This window comes from Shewanella carassii (assembly GCF_019670705.1).
Taxonomy (GTDB): domain Bacteria; phylum Pseudomonadota; class Gammaproteobacteria; order Enterobacterales; family Shewanellaceae; genus Shewanella; species Shewanella carassii.
In genome coordinates this window covers 2,664,014-2,683,090 of sequence record NZ_AP024618.1, presented here as the reverse complement: position 1 = coordinate 2,683,090, position 19,077 = coordinate 2,664,014, and the positions used below count along the sequence as shown (strand labels likewise).

Below are 19,077 nucleotides of genomic sequence, written 5' to 3'. Positions count from 1 at the left end.
GAAGCTAATATGTCCAGGCAGCCAAAGCGCAGTAACAGGGTGGATTCTCCCTGTATTCGCCACTGCTGCCTGGACCTGCAAGATGTTTGCCTGGGGTGTTTCAGGACGCTGGAAGAAATTCTGGCCTGGCATCAGGCAACGGACAGCGAGCGGCAGGCTATTCTCGAGCGCTGCTGGCAGCGACAAGTTGATCGCCACCAAGCCGCTGCCGGGCTTAGAGTGCTGAGAACAAGGCGCAAGTGAACAAGCTTAAAGCAAATAAAGCGGCACAGAAGCGGATTTAAGTTAATGAATAAAGGCGCCATTCGGCGCCTTTATGGTTTTTTCTTAAGCTCAGTAGGATGCGGTGTGCACAGAGCGCACCGCTCGGCCGGAAGGATCTATGATGCCGGATAGGCTCTCATCCCAGGCCAGCGCTTCCGGGGTCGAGCAGGCAACCGATTTACCACCCGGTACAGTCAGTGCTGCCGACTCCAGCGGGAAGTGCTCTTCAAAGAAGCAGCGATAGAAGTAGGCCTCCTTGGTTTCCGGCGTGTTGTGCGGGAAGCGGAAACGGGCGTTGGCCAGCTCTTTATCCTCCACCTGGGCGGCGGCATGTTCTTTCAGGCCGTCAATCCAGGAGTAACCCACACCGTCACTGAACTGCTCTTTCTGGCGCCAAGCGACTTCGGCCGGGAGCTTATGCTCGAAGGCTTCACGCAGGATATGCTTTTCAATCCGGCCATCGCGCGACATCTTGGCTTCTGGGTTCAGGCGCATGGCCACGTCCATAAACTCCTTGTCGAGGAAGGGTACCCGGGCTTCCAGGCCCCAGGCTGCCATGGCCTTGTTGGCCCGCAGGCAGTCGTACAGGTGTAGCTTGTCGAGTTTACGCACCAGTTCTTCGTGGAAGGCGCGGGCGTTTGGTGCCTTGTGAAAATAGAGGTAACCGCCGAATAGTTCATCGGCCCCTTCGCCCGAGAGCACCATCTTGATCCCCATAGCCTTGATCTTGCGCGCCATCAAATACATGGGGGTTGCAGCGCGTATGGTGGTGACATCATAGGTTTCTAGGTGATAAATCACTTCCTTGATGGCATCCAGGCCTTCCTGGAAGGTGAAGTGCAGCTCATGGTGTATGGTGCCTATGGCATCGGCGACCTTTTGTGCCGCTGCCAGATCTGGTGCCCCTTTCAGGCCCACGGCAAAGGAGTGCAGCTGTGGCCACCAGGCATCGGAGGCGTCGTTGTCTTCAATACGGCGCTTGGCAAAAGTTTGGGTAATGGCGGAAATCACCGAGGAATCCAGCCCGCCAGACAGTAAAACGCCATAGGGCACATCTGACATCAACTGGCGTTTTACCGCGGCTTCCAACGCTTCGCGCAACTCTTCGCTGGAGGCGCTGTTTTGGGCTACCGCTTCATAGTCGCGCCAGTCACGCTGATAGTATTGCACCGGCGCGTCATCTTCACTGTAGAGGTAATGCCCGGGGCTGAATACTTCCACAGTTTTACATACGGGGACCAGCGCCTTCATCTCGGAGGCGACATAGAAGTTGCCACTGGTATCGCGGCCGGTGTAAAGCGGGATGATCCCCATGTGATCCCGGCCTACGAGGTAGCAGTCCTTGGCCTTGTCATAGAGTACGAAGGCAAAAATACCGTTGAGCTTATCGAGAAAGTCGCAGCCATATTCCTGATACAGCGCCAGGATCACTTCGCAATCCGAGTTGGTCTGGTAGCTGTACTTGTCGCCGAGCTCGGCCTTGAGTTCTTTGTGGTTGTAGATTTCACCGTTGACTGCCAGCACCAATTGGCCGTCTGCAGATAACAGCGGCTGGGCACCGTGTTCGATATCGACAATGGCCAGCCGCTCATGGGCGAGAATGGCTCTTGCAGTGGTATGAATACCCGACCAGTCAGGGCCGCGGTGACGCATCAGTTTGGACATCTCCAGCGCCGTGCTTCTCAGAGCGGCGGCATCAGACTGGATATCGAGAATGGCAAAAATTGAACACATGGTAAGACTCCAAACTTGGTGTTTCTTCAGCAATGGCTCCACTTTGCCTGTAGAATTCTCAAAAGCCAAGCGTTATTTTTAAATATAAATCACAAAAACGGCCTAATTTATAAATTTTAACCTGTTTGTTTGGTGGCTTTTTTGCAGGTTGAATAATTTAATCGCTTAATTGGTGAAAGATCTGCATTTTAGTCTGCTGTAACCGCGTGCAAATTGGCGCTTTCCCAAAGCCGCTGTTTTTATCGGCGATCGATTTATCGGCCCGGAAAACAACACAAAAAGGCGCCGAAGGCGCCTTGGGGGATGGGGAAATGCGTCTGGTTAAATCGCCGGAGTAACGCCGGTTTCTGGTCGCAGGCTGTGAAACTCTGTGCCCTCGAAGTAACCCGGACGGTCGGCCGAATCCGCCAAGCGTTCGGCGGCCTTGTAGTACACGGCGAGATCTTCCAGTGCACCGGAGAGATCCCAGTTGGCATGATACTCATCGCAGAGGTTGTGATAGCAGCCTTTCATCTGTTGTTTCATCGCCGCTTTGTAGTCAGCGGTGGCCTGATCTACAGGTTCGCTGCCGCCACCGGCAAATACCGCAGGTACGCCATACTGGGCAAAACTGAAGTGATCCGAGCGGAAGAAACCGCCGGACTCGGGGTGTTTCTCTGCTGTGGCATAGCGGCCCTGGGTCTTGAGCGCGGCTTCCAGATAACGCTCCAGCTCAGACTTGCCTTTGCCCACTATGGTAAAGTCTTTGGTGCGGCCATAGATATTGGTGCTGTCGAGATTAATCACCCCTATGGTGTTTTCCAGTGGATAGGCGGGCTGGGCGGCATAGAAACGTGATCCCAGCAGACCTTGCTCTTCGCCTGTGGTGGCGATAAAAGTCAGCGAGCGCTTCAGGCGCTTGCCAGCCTTGACGTCGGCGGCAAACTCACGGGCGATGGCCAGCATGCCGGCGATGCCGGAGGCGTTGTCCATGGCGCCATTGAACACCTTGTCGCCTTCGGCCGAACTGCTCATGCCCAGATGATCCCAGTGGCCGGTAAACAGAATATGCTCATTGGCGCGGCTGCTGCCCGGCAGAGTGGCAACCACATTGTAGCTGTCGCCATACTCGGCCTTGTTGTCGAAAGCTATGCTGGCGGTTTGCCCCAGCGTCAGTTGCGTTGGGCCGAGGGCGGCGCGGCTGATGGCACTGTCCAGTTCAAGCCCGGCCTTGGCAAACACCTTTTTGGCGGCGTCCAGGGTTATCCAGCCTTCCACTGCCACTCGCTCATTGCCGGAGTCCGAGGCCAGATCCTGCTGTGGGCCGGTCCAGCTGTTCTCCACCACAGACCAGGGATAAGCGGCAGGAGCCGTATCGTGAATGATAATGGCGCCCAATGCGCCTTGACGGCTGGCTTCTTCATACTTGTAGGTCCAGCGACCGTAATAGGTCATCGCCTTGCCGTTGAATTTACCGAGATCCGGACGGGCAAAGCCGGGGTCATTTACCAGAATAAGGGCGATTTTGCCCTTCATGTCCAGGCCTTGGTAGTCATTCCAGTCGTATTCGGGGGCGTTGATACCGTAACCGACAAACACCAGCGGCGCGTTGGTGATATCGATGCGTTTGACATCATGGCGACTGCCGAGCACCAGATCCCGGGGATATTGAAAATCGATACCGGCTAACTGTATTGCCTGGGTTTCACTGGCGGTATAGCTCACCATGGGCACTTTTTGTAAAAAGCTGCCATTGACACCGGGCTCAAGCCCCATATCGGCAAAGGCCTGGCTGAGATAGTCCAGAGTCAGCTGCTCGCCGCGGGTTGTCGGCGCCCGGCCTTCAAACTCATCCGAAGCCAGGGTTTGGATGTCCTGGCGAAACTCTTGTTCATTGAAACTGACAACGCGGATGGGGTCGTCGGCAGTATTGGTTTGGCTGCAGGCACTCAAGAGTGCCAGGGTACACAGGGGGATCATCAAGCGCATAACGGATCCTGTTGTTGCTTTTATTGTCAGGTATGAAGTGGCAACGGCTTTGCCTTTGCCTGTGCGCTATCATGGACGAAAAAACGCCCCCGGCACAAGCGGAGGCGGTAAAAGGAATGTTACCAATGGTTTCAGATCACGTCGATGTCGGCGGCGCAGGCAAACACATGGTTGGGACGGAAGGGCTCTTTCTCTATGTCTTCCAGCTTGCTGACCCCACTGGTGACCAGTATGGTTTCCAGTCCGGCCTGAAAACCGGCCAGAATATCGGTGCGCATGTTATCGCCGATAATCACGGTATTTTCGGAATGACCATCTATGTGGTTCAGGGCCGAGCGGATGATCCAACTGCTGGGTTTACCCACGTAGAAGGGCCTGCGACCGCTTATTCTCTCTATAGGCGCGCAGAGAGCGCCACAGGCGGGGCTATAAGCCGGGCCATGGGTATCCGGGTTGGTGGCAATAAAACGGGCGCCATCGGCAACAAAACGGGCGGCTTTATGGATCATGTCCCAGTTGTAGGAGCGAGTTTCGCCGACGATAACAAAGTCGGGGTTGATATCGGTAATGGTAAAGCCAGCCTTGTAAAGTTCGTGGGTGAGGGCGCCTTCACCTATGACAAAGGCCTTGCTGCCTTCTTGGTGCCTGAGAAAGTCGGCGGTCGCCATGGCCGAGGTATAGAAACACTCTTCGGGAATATGCAGCCCGGCGGCACCGAGGCGGTTTTGCAGATCTTTGCCCGTCTGCACCGGATAGTTGGTCAAGATGACCAAGGGGTTTCCCTGTTCCAGCACCCGGGCGATAAACTTGTCACTGCCGGGGATTAATTTGTTGTCGTGCATCAGCACGCCGTCTATGTCGCAGATAATACTCTTCATGCGCGTCTCGTTCTGTCCTGATAACTGCCTCTATCTAACGCCATTGGTCATAAAATTACAATTGGCCGCTGAAAAAAGCCGGTAACGGAGCGTCATATCCGGGTAAATTAGGCGGAGAGGTAAGCTTGCGCCATAGCTGTAATAGCCATTGTTGTAATAAAAAAAAGGAGCCGTATGGCTCCTTTTCGCTTTAAGTTTACTCAGAGATCAGTCCGGGGCGTAGCCGTTGGGGCCGATGGCTTCATCGTCGAGCCAAGCTTTACCATCGACCATTTTCAACCGGCCCTGACAGAACCAGCGCACCACTATTGGGTAGATGGCGTGTTCCTGCTCGTGCACTCTGGCCGCCAGAGTTGCCACTGTGTCATCGGCAAACACTGGGACTTTGGCCTGCAAAATCACCGGGCCACTGTCCAGAGCCTGGGTAACAAAATGGACGCTGGCGCCATGCTCGCTGTCACCGGCTTCGATGGCGCGCTTGTGGGTATCCAATCCAGGATACTTGGGCAGCAGTGACGGGTGGATATTGAGCATCTTGCCCAGGTAACGGCTGACCAGCTCATCACTGAGAATACGCATAAAGCCGGCCAATACGATGAGATCGGGCTGATATCTGTCGATAGCCGCCTGCAGTCTGGCATCGTATTGGGCGCGGGACTCCTCTTTGCGGGCGATGACGCAACTGGTGTCTATTTCGGCATGATGGGCCCGGATCAGACCATAGGCATCGGCCTTGTTGCTGATCACTCCGACCACGCGCCCTGGCATCTTGCTATCACAGCTGTCGATAACAGCCTGCAAATTACTGCCATTGCCCGAAATCATTACCAATATGCGACAACTCTCCTGCATTAAAGGATCTCCACTTGCTCTTCTTGTTGATTACGATTGGCGATAGTGCCTATCTGCCAGGCGTTTTCACCTTTGGCCTTGAGTAGCTCAATGGCGGCGGCGGCTTCGGCCTGAGGCAGGGCAACTATCATACCGACACCACAGTTAAAGGTGCGGTACATTTCATGTTCTGTGATATTACCGGCTTGCTTGAGCCAGTTGAATACGCTGGGCCACTGCCAGGACTCGCCCTGGATAACGGCCTTGGCGCCTTCGGGCAGTACCCTTGGAATGTTTTCCCAGAAACCGCCGCCTGTGATGTGTACCATGGCGTGAACCGGGTGTTTTTCCAGCAGTTCCAGCAAAGGTTTGACATAGATGCGGGTTGGTTCCAGCAGGTGATCGATAAGCGGCTTGCCGTCCAGATCTTGCTGTGGGTTGGCCTGGCTGACTTCCAGGACTTTACGGATCAGTGAGTAACCGTTGGAGTGAGGACCACTGGAGCCCAGGGCTATCAGTGCATCACCGGCCTGTACCTTGCTACCGTCGATGATGGCTTCTTTTTCTACCACACCGACACAAAAACCGGCCAGATCATAGTCAGCGCCTTCGTACATGCCGGGCATTTCGGCGGTTTCACCACCGATCAGGGCACAACCGGATTGGAAGCAACCTTCGCCGATACCTGTGACCACGTCGGTCGCCACATTGACGTCCAGCTTGCCGGTAGCATAGTAGTCGAGGAAAAACAGCGGCTCGGCGCCTTGAACCAGCAGGTCGTTGACACACATGGCCACCAGGTCGATACCGACAGTGTCATGCTTTTTGAAGTCAATGGCCAGGCGTAGTTTGGTGCCCACACCATCGGTACCGGAAACCAGCACAGGGTGCTTGTATTTGGTTGGCAGTTCACACAGGGCGCCAAAACCACCCAGGTTGCCCATGACTTCAGGACGGTGAGTGCGTTTGACTACGGACTTGATGTTATTGACGAGTGCGTTGCCTGCATCGATATCGACACCGGCGTCTTTATAGCTCAGTGGGGTAGGGGTACTCACTTGATCCTCTCGGGTACATCGTTATGGATTTTATGCGGCGCTATTCTAGCAGTTTGCCGGGGGGCTCGAAAGCCAAGATTGCACTTTATTCATAGGGATATAAGTCACGATTTACCAGATTTATAAAACTTTCTGTTTTACCGCTGGAACAAATCAACTAAAATCTCACAAATTTGCCCAAATCCGGCTGGTTTGTGCTCTGCACGCCTGGAGCTGCCAGTCTGATTGCTCGTCCCGCCCGCAAGATCAGGAGAAAAAAGAATGAAAGTTGTCGAGGTTAAACACCCGCTGGTACGCCACAAAATTGGTTTGATGCGTGAAGCTGAGATCAGCACCAAACGTTTTCGTGAGCTCGCCGCTGAGGTTGGCAGCCTGTTAACCTACGAGGCAACCGCAGGTTTGGAAACCGAAACTGTGACCATTGAGGGCTGGAATGGTCCGGTTGAAGTGGAACAGATCAAAGGCAAGAAAGTGACAGTAGTGCCTATCCTGCGTGCTGGTCTTGGTATGATGGACGGCGTACTGGAGAACATTCCCAGTGCCCGCATTTCTGTCGTCGGTGTTTATCGTGACGAAGAAACTCTGGAGCCTGTGCCTTATTTCGAGAAGCTCGCCAGCGATATGGAAGAGCGTTTGGCATTGGTAGTTGACCCCATGCTGGCCACAGGTGGCTCCATGATTTGCACCATAGACTTGCTGAAAAAGCGTGGCTGTAAGCATATCAAGGCGTTGGTGTTGGTTGCGGCTCCTGAGGGCCTTAAGGCGCTGGAAGAGGCACATCCCGATATCGAACTCTATACAGCGTCTGTCGATCAGTGCCTGAACGATAAGGGTTATATCCTGCCTGGTTTGGGCGATGCCGGTGACAAGATTTTCGGTACCAAGTAAGCTTTTGCCGCTGAGCAAACCAGACAAGAAAAGGCGCCTTAAGGCGCCTTTTGACTTGATGTCGGAGCGTACTTAGGCTCAGCTATATCTCCCAACAAACCCCCAGTAAACCCAAGTAAATGAGTTCTCACGATAGACACCCTCCCAATATCTCTGAGATAAATGGCGCATTTTGCCATCAAGCCTTTTAGCCCCCTCAAGGCGATCTTTGGCGAGGATGTGCCAGGGCTTTAGCCCCGCCCCTCTGCTAGGATGTCCCGCTTTTAAGCGTGCCGATTCAGGGTTGATGGAATCCACAGATATCTAATGTATAGATGCTTAATGTATAGGTGCCTATGCACAGAGATCAGGACGAACGAGGTTAACTATCTCAGTTTCACAAGCTTTGGGCGAACAAGGTTTAAAGGTGAGCTTTGGGTCGCTGCTTGATACCTTGCCACAGCAGCAAGCCGCCGAGCAGCAGCACCAAAATAACCACGGGCCCACCGACCGCATAATCGTTTAAGGCGATCATCGGCGGCAACTGGGCCGTGTCTTGGTATGATGCATCGGACACAACGATCAGAAGCGCCAAACCTGCTGCCGCCAACAAGGTGATACCGCTGGAACGGCGCCAGTTACGGTGACGGTTGAGAAAACCGGCGAGGGTGAGGCTGACAGCCGCCAGCAAGGCGCCGAAGATAACCATAAAGTATTTTGCCGGTTGTTGCTCCGGCAGGCTCTGGAAGGCACCAAAAATACAGATATAAGCTGAAAAAGCACCGACCAGCAGTAACAGGTAAGCAAACAATATACGCAGCAGTGACATACGGGTCCTTGTTGTCTTTGGGAAAGGGGGCGATTAAAACATAAAAAAAAGCCCACTTGAAACAAGCGGGCCGCAAAAATTAAATCATTGCAATCAACAAATTGAAGGAAGGAAGTCAAGCATAAGAACCAGGGAAAACTGCCATGAAAACTACACAACAGTTTTGAAGTTCTTGGTTTTCATATTTACCGGGGTAAATACTTCCTGAAAACGAGGCACATTTTAGTGACAGAATGTGTCAGCAACAAGCGAGAAAAACTACGTCATGAGATAAGTAAAACTAATGCCACAAAGGTGATGTAGGTCACGTAAATGCACTTATAGCCCGTGTTTCGCTTCTTTACTCAATGTGGATGCATAAATCTGCAATTTATATAATTAATCCTTGTTGCCGTTTTATTAACATTTGTCATTGTTCAATCCTTGCACAGATTGTCATTTGACGATTGTGTCGGTTTTTTTTGCTTGTATAGTACTTTGCAAGTCGCTGCGTTTGCATTTTTTGCTAAAACGCCGCTGTACGCCTCTTTATTTAGTCGGACAGGAAGTTTCCATGATACTAACTACAAAATTAGCTCGCCCTATGCTGTTGGCGGTTGGTCTGAGCCTGGCGCTCGGCGCTTGCCAAAGTGCTGATAATTCTAAGGGCCAGAATGCGCTGGCTGCCGTTAAGTCCCAGTATCCGGCGACTCGCGCCGAAGTACTGGTTGAAACCATTCACGGTGTTCAGGTTGCCGATCCTTATCGCCACTTGGAAGAAAGCACCCCGGAAACCGAAGCCTGGGTCAAGGCGCAACAAGTTTTTGGACAGGAGTATCTGTCGGCAATCCCCAACAAGCAGGCGGTAGTCGACAGGATCACCACCCTGTGGAACTACGAAAAAATCTCTGCACCCTTTGAAAAGGGTGACAATACCTTCTATTACCGCAACGACGGCCTGCAGGCCCAGTCAGTGCTCTATGTCAAAGACAAGCAGGGTAATGAGAAGGTGTTGCTGGATCCCAACGCTTTCTCCGACAAGGGCACAGTTGCCCTGTCAGGAGTGTCAGTGAGTGACGATGGCAAGGTGCTGGCCTATGGCGTATCCGAGTCCGGCTCCGACTGGCAACAGTGGCAGTTTATGGATATTGCCAGCGGCAAGCTGCTCAGCGACAAACTGGAGTGGATCAAGTTCTCCTCTGCCGTGTGGGATCACGCCAACGAAGGCGTATTCTATGCCCGTTATGATGCCCCGGCCGGCGGAGACAAGATGGCCGATGTCAACTTCAACCAAAAGGTTTACTACCACAAGCTGGGCACAGATCAGAGCCAGGACAAGCTGGTTTATGAAAGACCGCAAAACAAGGACTGGGGCTTTGGTATCGGTGTCTCTGAAGACGGTGACTATCTGCTGCTGTCCATCTCCCAGGGAACCGACAGCCGCAACCGCTTCTTCTATAAGTCACTCAAAGATCCAAAAGCGGAAGTGGTCGAGCTGATTTCCGAGTTGGAAGCCGAGTACAGCTTTATCGGCAACGACAAGTCAGTGTTCTACTTCAAGACAGATCTCGATGCCCCCAACGGCAAAGTGATTGCGATAGATTTGCGCCGCCCGGCCAAAAAAGACTGGCAGACAGTGATCCCTGAGACAAAGGATCCTATCGCCAGTGTTGGTATCATCAATGATCACCTGGTGGTGAGCTCACTGCATGACGTGCTGGGACAGCTGTCCATCTACTCCATGGGCGGCGTCAAGCGCCAGGACGTGACTCTGCCGGGCAAAGGCAAGATTGCCGGCCCATACGGCAAACGCAGCAAAGACTACTTCTATTACACCTTCAACAGCTATGTGCAGCCGCAGACCACCTATAAGTTTGACTTCAAGACAGGTGAGTCCGAGCTGTACCAGAGCCCTAAAATCGCCTTTAATCCGGATGATTATGTATCCGAGCAGGTGTTCTACACCAGCAAGGACGGTACCAAGGTGCCGATGATGCTGTCCTACAAGAAAGGGCTGAAGAAAGACGGCACCAACCCGACACTCCTGTACGCCTACGGTGGTTTTGCCATCTCCATGACCCCAAGGTTCAGCCCGGCCAATATCGCCTGGTTGGATATGGGCGGCATCTATGCTGTGCCCAGCCTGCGTGGCGGCGCCGAATATGGTGAGAGCTGGCACCAGGCAGGTATGTTCGACAAGAAGCAAAATGTGTTTGACGACTATTTTGCCGCTGCCGAATACCTGCTGGACCAGGGCTATACTAACAAGAGCAAGCTTGGCGCCTATGGCCGCAGTAATGGTGGTTTGTTGATGGGCGCCGCCGTGACCCAAAGACCGGATCTGTTTGCCGCCGTGCTGCCCGCCGTTGGGGTACTGGATATGCTCAGATTCCACAAGTTCACCATAGGCTGGGCCTGGACCAGTGAATACGGCAGTGCCGACAATGCCGAGCAGTTCCCGGCGTTGCTGGCTTACTCGCCATATCACAATGTCAAGTCTCAGGCTTATCCTGCGACCATGGTGATGACGGCCGATCACGACGACAGGGTGGTGCCGCTGCACAGCTTCAAGTTTGCCGCCATGATGCAGGCCAAGCAGCAGGGTGATCAGCCGGTTATCATGCGTATCGAGTCCAATGCCGGTCACGGCGCAGGTAAACCCACGGCGATGAAGATAGATGAAGCGGCGGATATCTTCACCTTCCTGTGGCACAACTTTGGCTTGACTCTGCCTAGCAAAATCGACGGTTAAGCTTAAGTTAAGCCTTAAAAAAATAAACTGGGGCCTGCGGGCCCCTTTGCTTTTTCCGCCATTCACAAGCGGATTGTGGATAAGGTATAGTAGGCCTCACTTTTGGCGCATTAAAAGCAAGTGGAAGCATGTTTCGTTGGCCTATCACTGTCTATTATGAAGACACAGACGCGGGTGGGGTGGTTTACCATTCCAACTATTTGAAATTCTTTGAAAGAGCCCGAAGTGAGTGGCTCAGATCTATGTCGGTGAGCCAAACCGCTCTGTTGCAGCAGGATATCGCCTTTGTGGTACGCCGCGCCGAGCTGGATTTCTGCAAGGCGGCGCGATTTGAGCAGAACCTTTGGGTGGAAACCCGTGTCTCAGAAGTGAAGCGGGCATCTTTGGTGTTTGAACAGCGCCTGGTAGATGCCGAGGGTGAGTGTTATTGCGCGGCCAGCATTCTGGTTGCCTGTATTTCACTCGAGCGCATGCGGCCACTGGCCATTCCCCAACACATATTGCAGGAGTTTAAAAAAGGTGGAAGCTGAGATTTCGTTTATTGGATTGTTCATGCAGGCCAGTCTGTTGGTAAAACTGGTGATGCTCACCTTATTGTCTCTGTCTATCGCGTCCTGGGCTGTGATTATCCAGAGGCGCAAACTCCTGAATGCGGCCAGGCATAATGCCGAACGCTTCGAACAGAAGTTTTGGTCCGGTGTGGATCTCAATCGTTTGTATCAGGAACTGTCGGCGCGCCAGGACAGTAACTCAGGGCTGGAAGCCATGTTTGTTTCCGGGTTTAAGGAATATGCCCGCCTGTCGAAACTGAACGGTCGGGTGCCTGAGGCCATTATGGATGGCAGCTATCGCGCCATGCGGATCTCCCTCTCCAAAGAGCTGGATAAGCTGGAAACCCATCTGCCACTCTTGGCAACCATAGGCTCCACCAGTCCCTATATCGGCCTGTTTGGGACAGTTTGGGGGATCATGAACTCCTTTATCGCCTTGGGCGCGGTGGAAAATGCCACACTGGCCATGGTGGCCCCGGGGATTGCCGAAGCGCTTATTGCTACCGCCATGGGCCTGTTCGCCGCGATTCCAGCGGTTATCGCCTACAACAGATTCTCTACTCAGGTGGAAAAGGTCGAGACTTCCTACGCCAACTTTATGGAAGAGTTCTCCGGCATATTGCACCGTCAGGCATACAGCGATAAGGAAGCGGTATGATGCAGGGATATCAGCGCAAGCGGCGTCGCCCCGTCGCTGAAATCAATGTGGTGCCCTATATCGACGTGATGTTGGTGCTGCTGATCATCTTTATGGTGACGGCGCCGATTGTGACTCAGGGGGTGAAAGTGGACTTGCCTCAGGGCGAGGCCGAGCCGCTGCCCGCCGACAGCAAGCCGCCTGTGGTGGCCTCTATTAATGCCGAGGGTGAGTATTTTCTCGACTTGGGTGGCTCACCCAATAATGAAGTGCTGGATCTGGAAGAGATCAGCACCCGGGTCAGTGCCATCATCCAAATGGAGCCGGATCGCCCCGTGGTGGTTAAGGGCGATCGCGCCATTCCCTACGAGCGGGTAATTCAACTTATGGTATCGCTGCAACATGCCGGCGTGCCTTCGGTCGGTTTGATGACAGATTCGCCAGAGGAGAAGTAAGTGGCTGGGAAATCTGATTTTACTGTCCCCTTTATCATCTCAGCTGTGCTGCATGTAGGGGTTATTGCGATTCTGGCCATGGGCGTGGACTTTCATGACAAGCCTAAGCCGCAGCCCACCCAGGCGCAATCTGCGCCTGTGCAGGCCGTGGTGGTCGATCAGCAGAAAGTGGACGACTATGTCCAGAAGCTGAAACAGGACAAGGCCGCCGCCGAGCGCCGTGAGCGCGAGCGGCAGCAGGAGCTAGACCGCCAGGCCAATGAGGCCAGAAAGGCCCGCGAGCAGGAGCAGGAACGGATCCGCAAGCTGGAAGCCGAGCGCAAGCAAAAAGAACTGGAGACCCAGAAAGCCGCCGAAGCTGCCAAGGCTGCCAAGCTGAAAGAGCAGCAGGAGAAAGAAAAGGCCCAGAAGGCGGAAGCCGAGCGTAAGGCCAAGGAGCAACAGCGTAAAGAAGCCGAAGAGGCTGCCTTGAAGGCCGAGCAGAAACGCAAGGCTGAAGAAGCCGCCGCCAAGAAGGCGGAAGAGGAGCGCAAACGCAAAGAGGCTGAGCGTAAGGCCAAAGAGGAAGCCGAGCGTAAACGCAAGGCCGAGGAAGAGGCCCGTCGCCGTCAGGAGCAGGAGTTGGCTGAGGCGCTGGCCGCCGAGCAAGCCGCTTTGTCTGCTACCCGCAATCGTCAGGTCATGAGTGAAGTCGACCGTTACCGGGCGATGATCACCGCCACTATTCAGCGCAATCTGGTAGTGGACGAGTCCATGCGCGGCAGAGTCTGTAAGGTCAAGGTGCGTCTGGCCAAAGACGGCTTTGTCACCAACAGCCAGATCATCGAAGGGGATCCTGTGGTATGTCGCGCCGCCAAGGCTGCCATCAACAAGGCCGGGCGTTTGCCGGTTTCCCAGGAGCCTGATGTGTATCAGCTGATGAAAGAGATTAATTTAGAAGTTAGACCGGAATTCAACTAAGGGAGCCCCATGAAACGAATTGCCAAGAGTCTTATCTGTTTGCTGGCCGTGCTGGTGCTGCCGGCCAAGGCGGCGCTGGATATAGTGATCACCGAAGGGGTGGACGCCGCGCGTCCCATCGCCGTGGTGCCTTTTGTTTGGCAGGGCGCCGGGCCTGCGCCAGAGTCGATTTCGGATGTGGTGATGTCTGATTTGACCCGCAGCGGTACCTTCAAGCCTCTGGATGAATTGTCACTGGGTCAACGCGCCATCAGCAAGATAGACGAGTTCAATGCCGCCGCCTGGAAGAATGTTTCTGCCGAAGCCGTGGTAATGGGCTATGTGAAACCTTATGGCGCCGGTAAGTATCTGGTGAGCTTTGACCTAGTGGACTTGGTTAAGGCGCAGATGCAGACTGGTGGTCCTCAGTCCCGCAGCGAGCTATTGCTAGATAGCCGCGAAACCGTTATCAGCGAAGCGCAGTTCCGCCAGTATGGCCACAGGATCAGCGACATAGTCTATGAAAAGCTGACCGGGATCCGCGGCGCCTTTTTGACCCGTATCGCCTATGTGGTGGTCAATCGCGAGGAAAAGAACCCCTACCGTCTGATGATTGCCGACTACGACGGCTACAACGAACAGATGTTGCTGCGCTCGCCCGAGCCTTTGATGTCTCCGGCCTGGTCTCCGGACGGGCGTAAGCTGGCCTATGTCAGCTTCGAGAACAAAAAGGCTGAAGTGTTTGTTCAGGATATCTATAGTCAGAGCCGCACCAAGGTCACCAGTTTCCCTGGTATCAACGGCTCGCCGAGCTTTTCGCCCGATGGGACTAAGCTGGCGGTGACGCTGTCCCGAGATGGCCAACCTGAGGTCTACGTGGTGGATATAGCGACAGGTGCGCTCAAGCGGATCACCAATCACTATGCCATTGATACTGAAGCCACTTGGTTCCCCGATGGCAAGTCGTTGCTGTTCACCTCAGAGCGGGGTGGCAGGCCCCAGCTATATCAGGTAGAGTTGGCCTCAGGCAAGGTGACCCGCCTGACATTCGAAGGCGAGTGGAACCTGGGGGGAACTGTGACCCCTGATGGCCGCAGTATGATTTTCGTCAACAGAACCAACGGTAAATATAATATTGCCCGTATGGATCTGCAGACGCGTTTTATGCAGGTTTTGACTTCAACCCGGCTCGATGAATCACCCAGTGTTGCCCCTAACGGCACCATGGTGATTTATGGCACTACCTATAACGGCAAGCAGGTGCTGGCAGCAGTATCTGTCGATGGCCGTTTCAAGGCGCGGTTGCCCGTAGGGCAGGGTGAAGTGAAATCACCCGCTTGGTCACCGTTTCTATAACTTATATTTCAGAAGGATAACATGATGGATCTCAACAAGTTGTTTAAGGCAATCGTAATCGCGGCGCCATTACTGGCTCTGGGTGCCTGTAGCTCAACTTCAGAATCAGAAACGGACGCCAGCGGTTCGACAACTTCCGGCAGTGAGTACGGCAATGCTGCCGGCGGCGTGGAAATCGGGGGCGCCAACCCTGTGCTGAGCCCTGAAGAGCAGCAGCGCCTCAAGTTCCAGGAACTGCGTAAAGAACACATCATCTACTTTGATTTTGACCGCAGTGAAGTGCAGACAGAGTTCGCCGAAATTCTGGAAGCCCACGGTACATATCTGGTTGAACACCCTAACGTACGTGTGTTGATTGAAGGTCACGCCGATGAGCGTGGTACGCCGGAGTACAACATCGCTCTGGGTGAGCGCCGCGCCAAGGCCGTTGCCAAGTACCTGCAGGGTATGGGCGTACTGCCAAGTCAGATGAGCATTGTTAGCTATGGTGAAGAGAAGCCTCTGGACATGAACCATACCGACGAGAGCTTTGCCAAGAACCGCCGCGCTGTACTGGTGTACTGATCCCGGCGACAGAAGGACACTAAAGAATGAAGAAAGCCGTTATCATCGCGGCCATGCTTCTGGGAACTGGGGCCGCTTATGCGGCCCCAGCGCCCGTTGAAGATATTGGTGGCGGTTCCAGCGAAGATCGTATCGCCCGCCTTGAGCGGATCATCAAGGCTCGTCAGCAAGCTGAGTTTGATACCATGCGCAGAATGGATACTCTGCAACAAGAGGTGCTGGAGCTCAGAGGCCTGACCGAACAGCAAAACTATCAGATCAACCAGATGTTGCAGCGTCAGCGCCAGCTCTATGACGAAATCGCCAACCTGCAAAGTAAGCCAGCGGCGCCTGCCGTTAGCCAGACTCCATCCAATCTGGTGGCCAGCTCCTCTTTGTCCGAGACCGACAGCTATCAAAGAGCGGTCGATCTGGTACTGAAAGAGCGTCAGTACGACGCTGCAATCCCTGCATTTCGTGACTTTATCAAGCAGTATCCCAATTCGGGCTTTGCCGATAACGCCAACTATTGGCTCGGGCAACTGCTCTATAATAAGAATGAATTTGCCGAAGCTAAAACCGCTTTTACCAATGTGGTCGATAACTTCAAGGAATCGGGTAAGCGGGCCGACAGCCTGGTTAAACTTGGGCTGATTGCCGAGAAAACCGGTGATAAAACGGCGGCAAAGAACTACTATCAGCAAGTGGTGAAACAGTACGCAAACAGCGCTGCAGCAAGGATTGCACAGCAGCAACTGGCGGCAATTAAACCATGATTTAACTAAAAAACATCCGCCCAGTTTGTTTTTCATGCAAACGACAAAAAATCGGGAATTTACACTTGCATGAGAATCACAAAGCGGTATTATAGGCGCCCTCAGCACGGCACAGCCTGCTGGGGCGAAACTTGAATGGGTCGTTAGCTCAGTAGGTAGAGCAGTTGGCTTTTAACCAATTGGTCGAAGGTTCGAATCCTTCACGACCCACCAACTTCATGTTTCGTAAACCTTTTTAGTGGGTCGTTAGCTCAGTCGGTAGAGCAGTTGGCTTTTAACCAATTGGTCGAAGGTTCGAATCCTTCACGACCCACCACTGATTTATTGCGGTCTGCCTCGGCAGTTATGTCGGGTCGTTAGCTCAGTCGGTAGAGCAGTTGGCTTTTAACCAATTGGTCGAAGGTTCGAATCCTTCACGACCCACCATCGCAATTCAAATCAACAATCTGGCAGTATATCCGTGGGTCGTTAGCTCAGTCGGTAGAGCAGTTGGCTTTTAACCAATTGGTCGAAGGTTCGAATCCTTCACGACCCACCACTAGCCTGAGAATAGGGTGACACCCAGATGGGTCGTTAGCTCAGTCGGTAGAGCAGTTGGCTTTTAACCAATTGGTCGAAGGTTCGAATCCTTCACGACCCACCATTTCTCAGCGTACTGCAAAAGGTAGATCTTCCTGCGGGTCGTTAGCTCAGTCGGTAGAGCAGTTGGCTTTTAACCAATTGGTCGAAGGTTCGAATCCTTCACGACCCACCATCAGGAAAGATAGACCACAACATTCAGTGGGTCGTTAGCTCAGTCGGTAGAGCAGTTGGCTTTTAACCAATTGGTCGAAGGTTCGAATCCTTCACGACCCACCACTGAATGCTCCATCTGTATGGGTCGTTAGCTCAGTCGGTAGAGCAGTTGGCTTTTAACCAATTGGTCGAAGGTTCGAATCCTTCACGACCCACCATCCAGAATACCCTCTACAACATCTTAAGTTCGATATTTCCAAACTACGCAGATAATTAGGCTAATTTAGCTAAAGCTTTTCTACTTTTGTCTTATAGACCTATTGCCAATGTTTCAATTCTGTTAAACATCGGATAGTGCTTCTTGCTAGCTCAATCTGTTTCGGCTGTTGTGCGCTTTGTCGAATGGATTGGCATAACAACAGGGAGACAATCCAAGATGAAACAAGCAAGACTCACCGGGGTGTGTGCTTCAACCCTTCTGGCACTGGGCGGTTTGGGGACGGCTCAGGCATCGGCACTGGACAAGACTGACGTGCAGTTTGGCGGCTATCTTAAGGCCGATATCATGTTCAGTGATTACAGCAATGGCGCGCCCGACTCCAACAATATTTCACGCCAGTTTTATGTGCCGGGTGCCATCTATGGTGTCGATGGCAACGGCAATCAGGTTGCCGACTTCCAGGCTCGGGAAACCCGTTTTAATTTCAAGACGGTAACAGATCTCGATGGTCATACGCTCACCGGTTTTATCGAGCTGGACTTTATGACTCACGCCGATGGTGATGAGCGGGTATCCAACAGCTATTCACCGCGCATTCGTCATGCCTTTATCAGCTATGACAACTGGACCATAGGCCAGACCTGGACCACCTTTATGAATCCGGGAGCCTTGCCGGAAAACCTCGACTTTGTCGGCGCCACCGAAGGTACTCCCTTTGCCCGTCAGGCGCAGCTGAGATACAGCAATGGTGGCTTTCAAATCGCCATTGAAAACCCGGAAACCACTATTACTCCCTATGGCGGTGGCAGCCGGATCACCAGTGGTAATGGGGTGATGCCGGATCTTATCGCCCGTTATAACTTTAAGACCTCGGGTGGCGCCAGTTTCTCTGTAATGGGGATGCTGAGGCAACTCGAACTGGAGACTCGTATCGCCAATCAGGATATAGACAGCACAGAGCTCGGCTATGGCGCCAGCGTGGCCGGGATCATTCCTGTGGGCCGTGATGATATCCGTTTCACCGCCACCTATGGCGAAGGCCTGGGCCGCTATGTGGCGCTGAACTTTGCCAATGGCGCGGTACTGGATAACAATAACGATCTGCAGGCGATAGAATCCTACTCAGGCTTTGTGTCTTATCGTCATTGGTGGAACGAGCAGTGGCGCTCAAGCTTTACCTTGTCCGCTTTCAGCGCCGATAACGATGTGTCTCTGACCGGAGGCAGCGCCAACAAGGAATCCTATTCAGGTTATATCAACCTGCTTTACTCGCCGGTGAAGGCTCTGACCTTTGGGGTAGAGTATATGTATGCCAAGAACGAGCGGGAAAATGGCACAGATGGGGAACTCAACCGGGTCATTTTCTCGGCTAAATACGTGCTCTAACCCTTGTTGCGACCGGGAGCTGTGACTCCCTACTTATGATCCCTATTTATACTCTTAGCCAAGCCACCTCAGGGTGGCTTGCTTTATTCGGTGGCCTAAATATCCAGGCAATGGTGAAATAGGCCTTAAAGGTTTAGGGGCTGTAATATGGTTTTCCTTTATTGCCAAATCCCGCCCTCGGGGGTCATCAACGCCATAAGTGAGCTATGACCGATTTCGTTGCTGATTATTGCGTCTAGCTTGCCAAACACTAATTCGCTATTCATGCCATTGATAACATGTGAAAAGTCATTCTTCACATGTTAATGCTTCGGGTGCA

17 protein-coding genes and 8 tRNA genes are annotated in these 19,077 nt (G+C 53.2%); 19 read left to right on the top strand and 6 right to left on the bottom strand.

The features are described 5' to 3' along the window. The first annotated feature begins 9 nt into the window (after window positions 1-9). Window positions 10-243 carry a DUF1289 domain-containing protein gene (locus tag K5621_RS12190; protein ID WP_221049361.1) on the top strand — a complete coding sequence of 78 codons (234 nt, stop codon included), beginning with the start codon at window positions 10-12 and terminating at the stop codon, window positions 241-243. A gap of 90 nt (window positions 244-333) precedes the next feature. Here K5621_RS12190 and asnB read toward each other — a convergent pair whose 3' ends face one another. The 5 genes from asnB to purM form a co-directional block, all read right to left on the bottom strand. Then, window positions 334-1,998, bottom strand: coding sequence for an asparagine synthase B (gene asnB, locus K5621_RS12185; RefSeq protein ID WP_221049360.1), 1,665 nt, complete (start codon window positions 1,996-1,998; stop codon window positions 334-336). Window positions 1,999-2,319: 321 nt separating this feature from the next. After that, window positions 2,320-3,966 carry a M28 family metallopeptidase gene (locus tag K5621_RS12180; protein ID WP_221049359.1) on the bottom strand — a complete coding sequence of 549 codons (1,647 nt, stop codon included), beginning with the start codon at window positions 3,964-3,966 and terminating at the stop codon, window positions 2,320-2,322. 131 nt (window positions 3,967-4,097) lie between these two features. Further along, window positions 4,098-4,844 carry an HAD-IIA family hydrolase gene (locus K5621_RS12175; protein WP_100145674.1) on the bottom strand — a complete coding sequence of 249 codons (747 nt, stop codon included), beginning with the start codon at window positions 4,842-4,844 and terminating at the stop codon, window positions 4,098-4,100. 207 nt (window positions 4,845-5,051) lie between these two features. Then, window positions 5,052-5,696, bottom strand: a complete 645-nt coding sequence (gene purN, locus K5621_RS12170) for a phosphoribosylglycinamide formyltransferase (RefSeq protein ID WP_221049358.1) — start codon at window positions 5,694-5,696, stop codon at window positions 5,052-5,054. Further along, window positions 5,696-6,733, bottom strand: a complete 1,038-nt coding sequence (purM, locus tag K5621_RS12165; protein ID WP_208248871.1) for a phosphoribosylformylglycinamidine cyclo-ligase — start codon at window positions 6,731-6,733, stop codon at window positions 5,696-5,698. Before purM ends, purN begins: the two co-directional genes overlap by 1 nt. Window positions 6,734-6,994: 261 nt before the next feature. On the opposite strand from purM, the gene upp reads away from it, so the two are divergent. Beyond that, complete coding sequence (gene upp, locus K5621_RS12160; protein ID WP_221049357.1) at window positions 6,995-7,621, top strand: uracil phosphoribosyltransferase; 627 nt, start codon at window positions 6,995-6,997, stop codon at window positions 7,619-7,621. Between the two features lie 400 nt (window positions 7,622-8,021). On the opposite strand, the gene K5621_RS12155 is transcribed toward upp, so the two are convergent. Continuing rightward, entirely contained in the window at window positions 8,022-8,429 is a 408-nt protein-coding gene (locus tag K5621_RS12155) for a hypothetical protein (protein ID WP_100145678.1), read from the bottom strand. A 553-nt stretch (window positions 8,430-8,982) separates the two neighbouring features. Between K5621_RS12155 and K5621_RS12150 the strand changes: the two genes are divergently transcribed. From K5621_RS12150 to K5621_RS12070, 17 genes are all read left to right on the top strand, one after another. Then, complete coding sequence (locus K5621_RS12150) at window positions 8,983-11,160, top strand: prolyl oligopeptidase family serine peptidase (RefSeq protein WP_221049356.1); 2,178 nt, start codon at window positions 8,983-8,985, stop codon at window positions 11,158-11,160. A 128-nt stretch (window positions 11,161-11,288) separates the two neighbouring features. After that, complete coding sequence (gene ybgC / locus K5621_RS12145) at window positions 11,289-11,690, top strand: tol-pal system-associated acyl-CoA thioesterase (RefSeq protein ID WP_071475837.1); 402 nt, start codon at window positions 11,289-11,291, stop codon at window positions 11,688-11,690. Next, window positions 11,680-12,369 carry a protein TolQ gene (gene tolQ, locus K5621_RS12140; protein ID WP_100145680.1) on the top strand — a complete coding sequence of 230 codons (690 nt, stop codon included), beginning with the start codon at window positions 11,680-11,682 and terminating at the stop codon, window positions 12,367-12,369. The genes ybgC and tolQ overlap by 11 nt, the downstream gene beginning before the upstream one ends. Continuing rightward, window positions 12,366-12,803 carry a protein TolR gene (gene tolR / locus K5621_RS12135; protein ID WP_071237975.1) on the top strand — a complete coding sequence of 146 codons (438 nt, stop codon included), beginning with the start codon at window positions 12,366-12,368 and terminating at the stop codon, window positions 12,801-12,803. Before tolQ ends, tolR begins: the two co-directional genes overlap by 4 nt. Further along, a complete protein-coding gene (gene tolA / locus K5621_RS12130; RefSeq protein ID WP_100145682.1) occupies window positions 12,804-13,763 on the top strand; it encodes a cell envelope integrity protein TolA in 960 nt (319 codons plus the stop codon). It abuts the gene before it with no gap. 9 nt (window positions 13,764-13,772) lie between these two features. Further along, window positions 13,773-15,098 carry a Tol-Pal system beta propeller repeat protein TolB gene (gene tolB / locus K5621_RS12125; protein WP_221049355.1) on the top strand — a complete coding sequence of 442 codons (1,326 nt, stop codon included), beginning with the start codon at window positions 13,773-13,775 and terminating at the stop codon, window positions 15,096-15,098. Between the two features lie 24 nt (window positions 15,099-15,122). Beyond that, window positions 15,123-15,662 (top strand): peptidoglycan-associated lipoprotein Pal, encoded by a 540-nt coding sequence (gene pal / locus K5621_RS12120; RefSeq protein WP_100145684.1) that lies wholly within the window; start codon window positions 15,123-15,125, stop codon window positions 15,660-15,662. A 26-nt stretch (window positions 15,663-15,688) separates the two neighbouring features. Next, window positions 15,689-16,417 (top strand): tol-pal system protein YbgF, encoded by a 729-nt coding sequence (ybgF, locus tag K5621_RS12115; RefSeq protein ID WP_221049354.1) that lies wholly within the window; start codon window positions 15,689-15,691, stop codon window positions 16,415-16,417. Between the two features lie 137 nt (window positions 16,418-16,554). Further along, window positions 16,555-16,630: transfer RNA gene (locus K5621_RS12110), tRNA-Lys, on the top strand. A gap of 27 nt (window positions 16,631-16,657) precedes the next feature. Continuing rightward, window positions 16,658-16,733 (top strand) — tRNA-Lys (locus tag K5621_RS12105). A 34-nt stretch (window positions 16,734-16,767) separates the two neighbouring features. Then, window positions 16,768-16,843, top strand: a tRNA-Lys gene (locus K5621_RS12100). Window positions 16,844-16,879: 36 nt separating this feature from the next. After that, window positions 16,880-16,955: transfer RNA gene (locus K5621_RS12095), tRNA-Lys, on the top strand. Between the two features lie 29 nt (window positions 16,956-16,984). Further along, window positions 16,985-17,060 (top strand) — tRNA-Lys (locus tag K5621_RS12090). A gap of 35 nt (window positions 17,061-17,095) precedes the next feature. After that, window positions 17,096-17,171 (top strand) — tRNA-Lys (locus K5621_RS12085). Between the two features lie 28 nt (window positions 17,172-17,199). Beyond that, a tRNA-Lys gene (locus K5621_RS12080) sits at window positions 17,200-17,275 on the top strand. 19 nt (window positions 17,276-17,294) lie between these two features. After that, window positions 17,295-17,370 (top strand) — tRNA-Lys (locus K5621_RS12075). Window positions 17,371-17,588: 218 nt separating this feature from the next. Then, window positions 17,589-18,758, top strand: a complete 1,170-nt coding sequence (locus K5621_RS12070) for a DcaP family trimeric outer membrane transporter (protein WP_221049353.1) — start codon at window positions 17,589-17,591, stop codon at window positions 18,756-18,758. The last annotated feature ends 319 nt before the right edge of the window (window positions 18,759-19,077 follow it).

Coding starts and splice junctions, on each gene's coding strand:
- tolR (WP_071237975.1), top strand. CDS start 12,366: ATGATGCAGGGATATCAGCGCAAGCGGCGTCGCCCCGTCGCTGAAATC.
- K5621_RS12175 (WP_100145674.1), bottom strand. CDS start 4,844: ATGAAGAGTATTATCTGCGACATAGACGGCGTGCTGATGCACGACAAC.
- ybgF (WP_221049354.1), top strand. CDS start 15,689: ATGAAGAAAGCCGTTATCATCGCGGCCATGCTTCTGGGAACTGGGGCC.
- K5621_RS12150 (WP_221049356.1), top strand. CDS start 8,983: ATGATACTAACTACAAAATTAGCTCGCCCTATGCTGTTGGCGGTTGGT.
- K5621_RS12190 (WP_221049361.1), top strand. CDS start 10: ATGTCCAGGCAGCCAAAGCGCAGTAACAGGGTGGATTCTCCCTGTATT.
- K5621_RS12070 (WP_221049353.1), top strand. CDS start 17,589: ATGAAACAAGCAAGACTCACCGGGGTGTGTGCTTCAACCCTTCTGGCA.
- tolB (WP_221049355.1), top strand. CDS start 13,773: ATGAAACGAATTGCCAAGAGTCTTATCTGTTTGCTGGCCGTGCTGGTG.
- K5621_RS12155 (WP_100145678.1), bottom strand. CDS start 8,429: ATGTCACTGCTGCGTATATTGTTTGCTTACCTGTTACTGCTGGTCGGT.
- pal (WP_100145684.1), top strand. CDS start 15,123: ATGGATCTCAACAAGTTGTTTAAGGCAATCGTAATCGCGGCGCCATTA.
- upp (WP_221049357.1), top strand. CDS start 6,995: ATGAAAGTTGTCGAGGTTAAACACCCGCTGGTACGCCACAAAATTGGT.
- purN (WP_221049358.1), bottom strand. CDS start 5,696: ATGCAGGAGAGTTGTCGCATATTGGTAATGATTTCGGGCAATGGCAGT.
- K5621_RS12180 (WP_221049359.1), bottom strand. CDS start 3,966: ATGCGCTTGATGATCCCCCTGTGTACCCTGGCACTCTTGAGTGCCTGC.
- ybgC (WP_071475837.1), top strand. CDS start 11,289: ATGTTTCGTTGGCCTATCACTGTCTATTATGAAGACACAGACGCGGGT.
- asnB (WP_221049360.1), bottom strand. CDS start 1,998: ATGTGTTCAATTTTTGCCATTCTCGATATCCAGTCTGATGCCGCCGCT.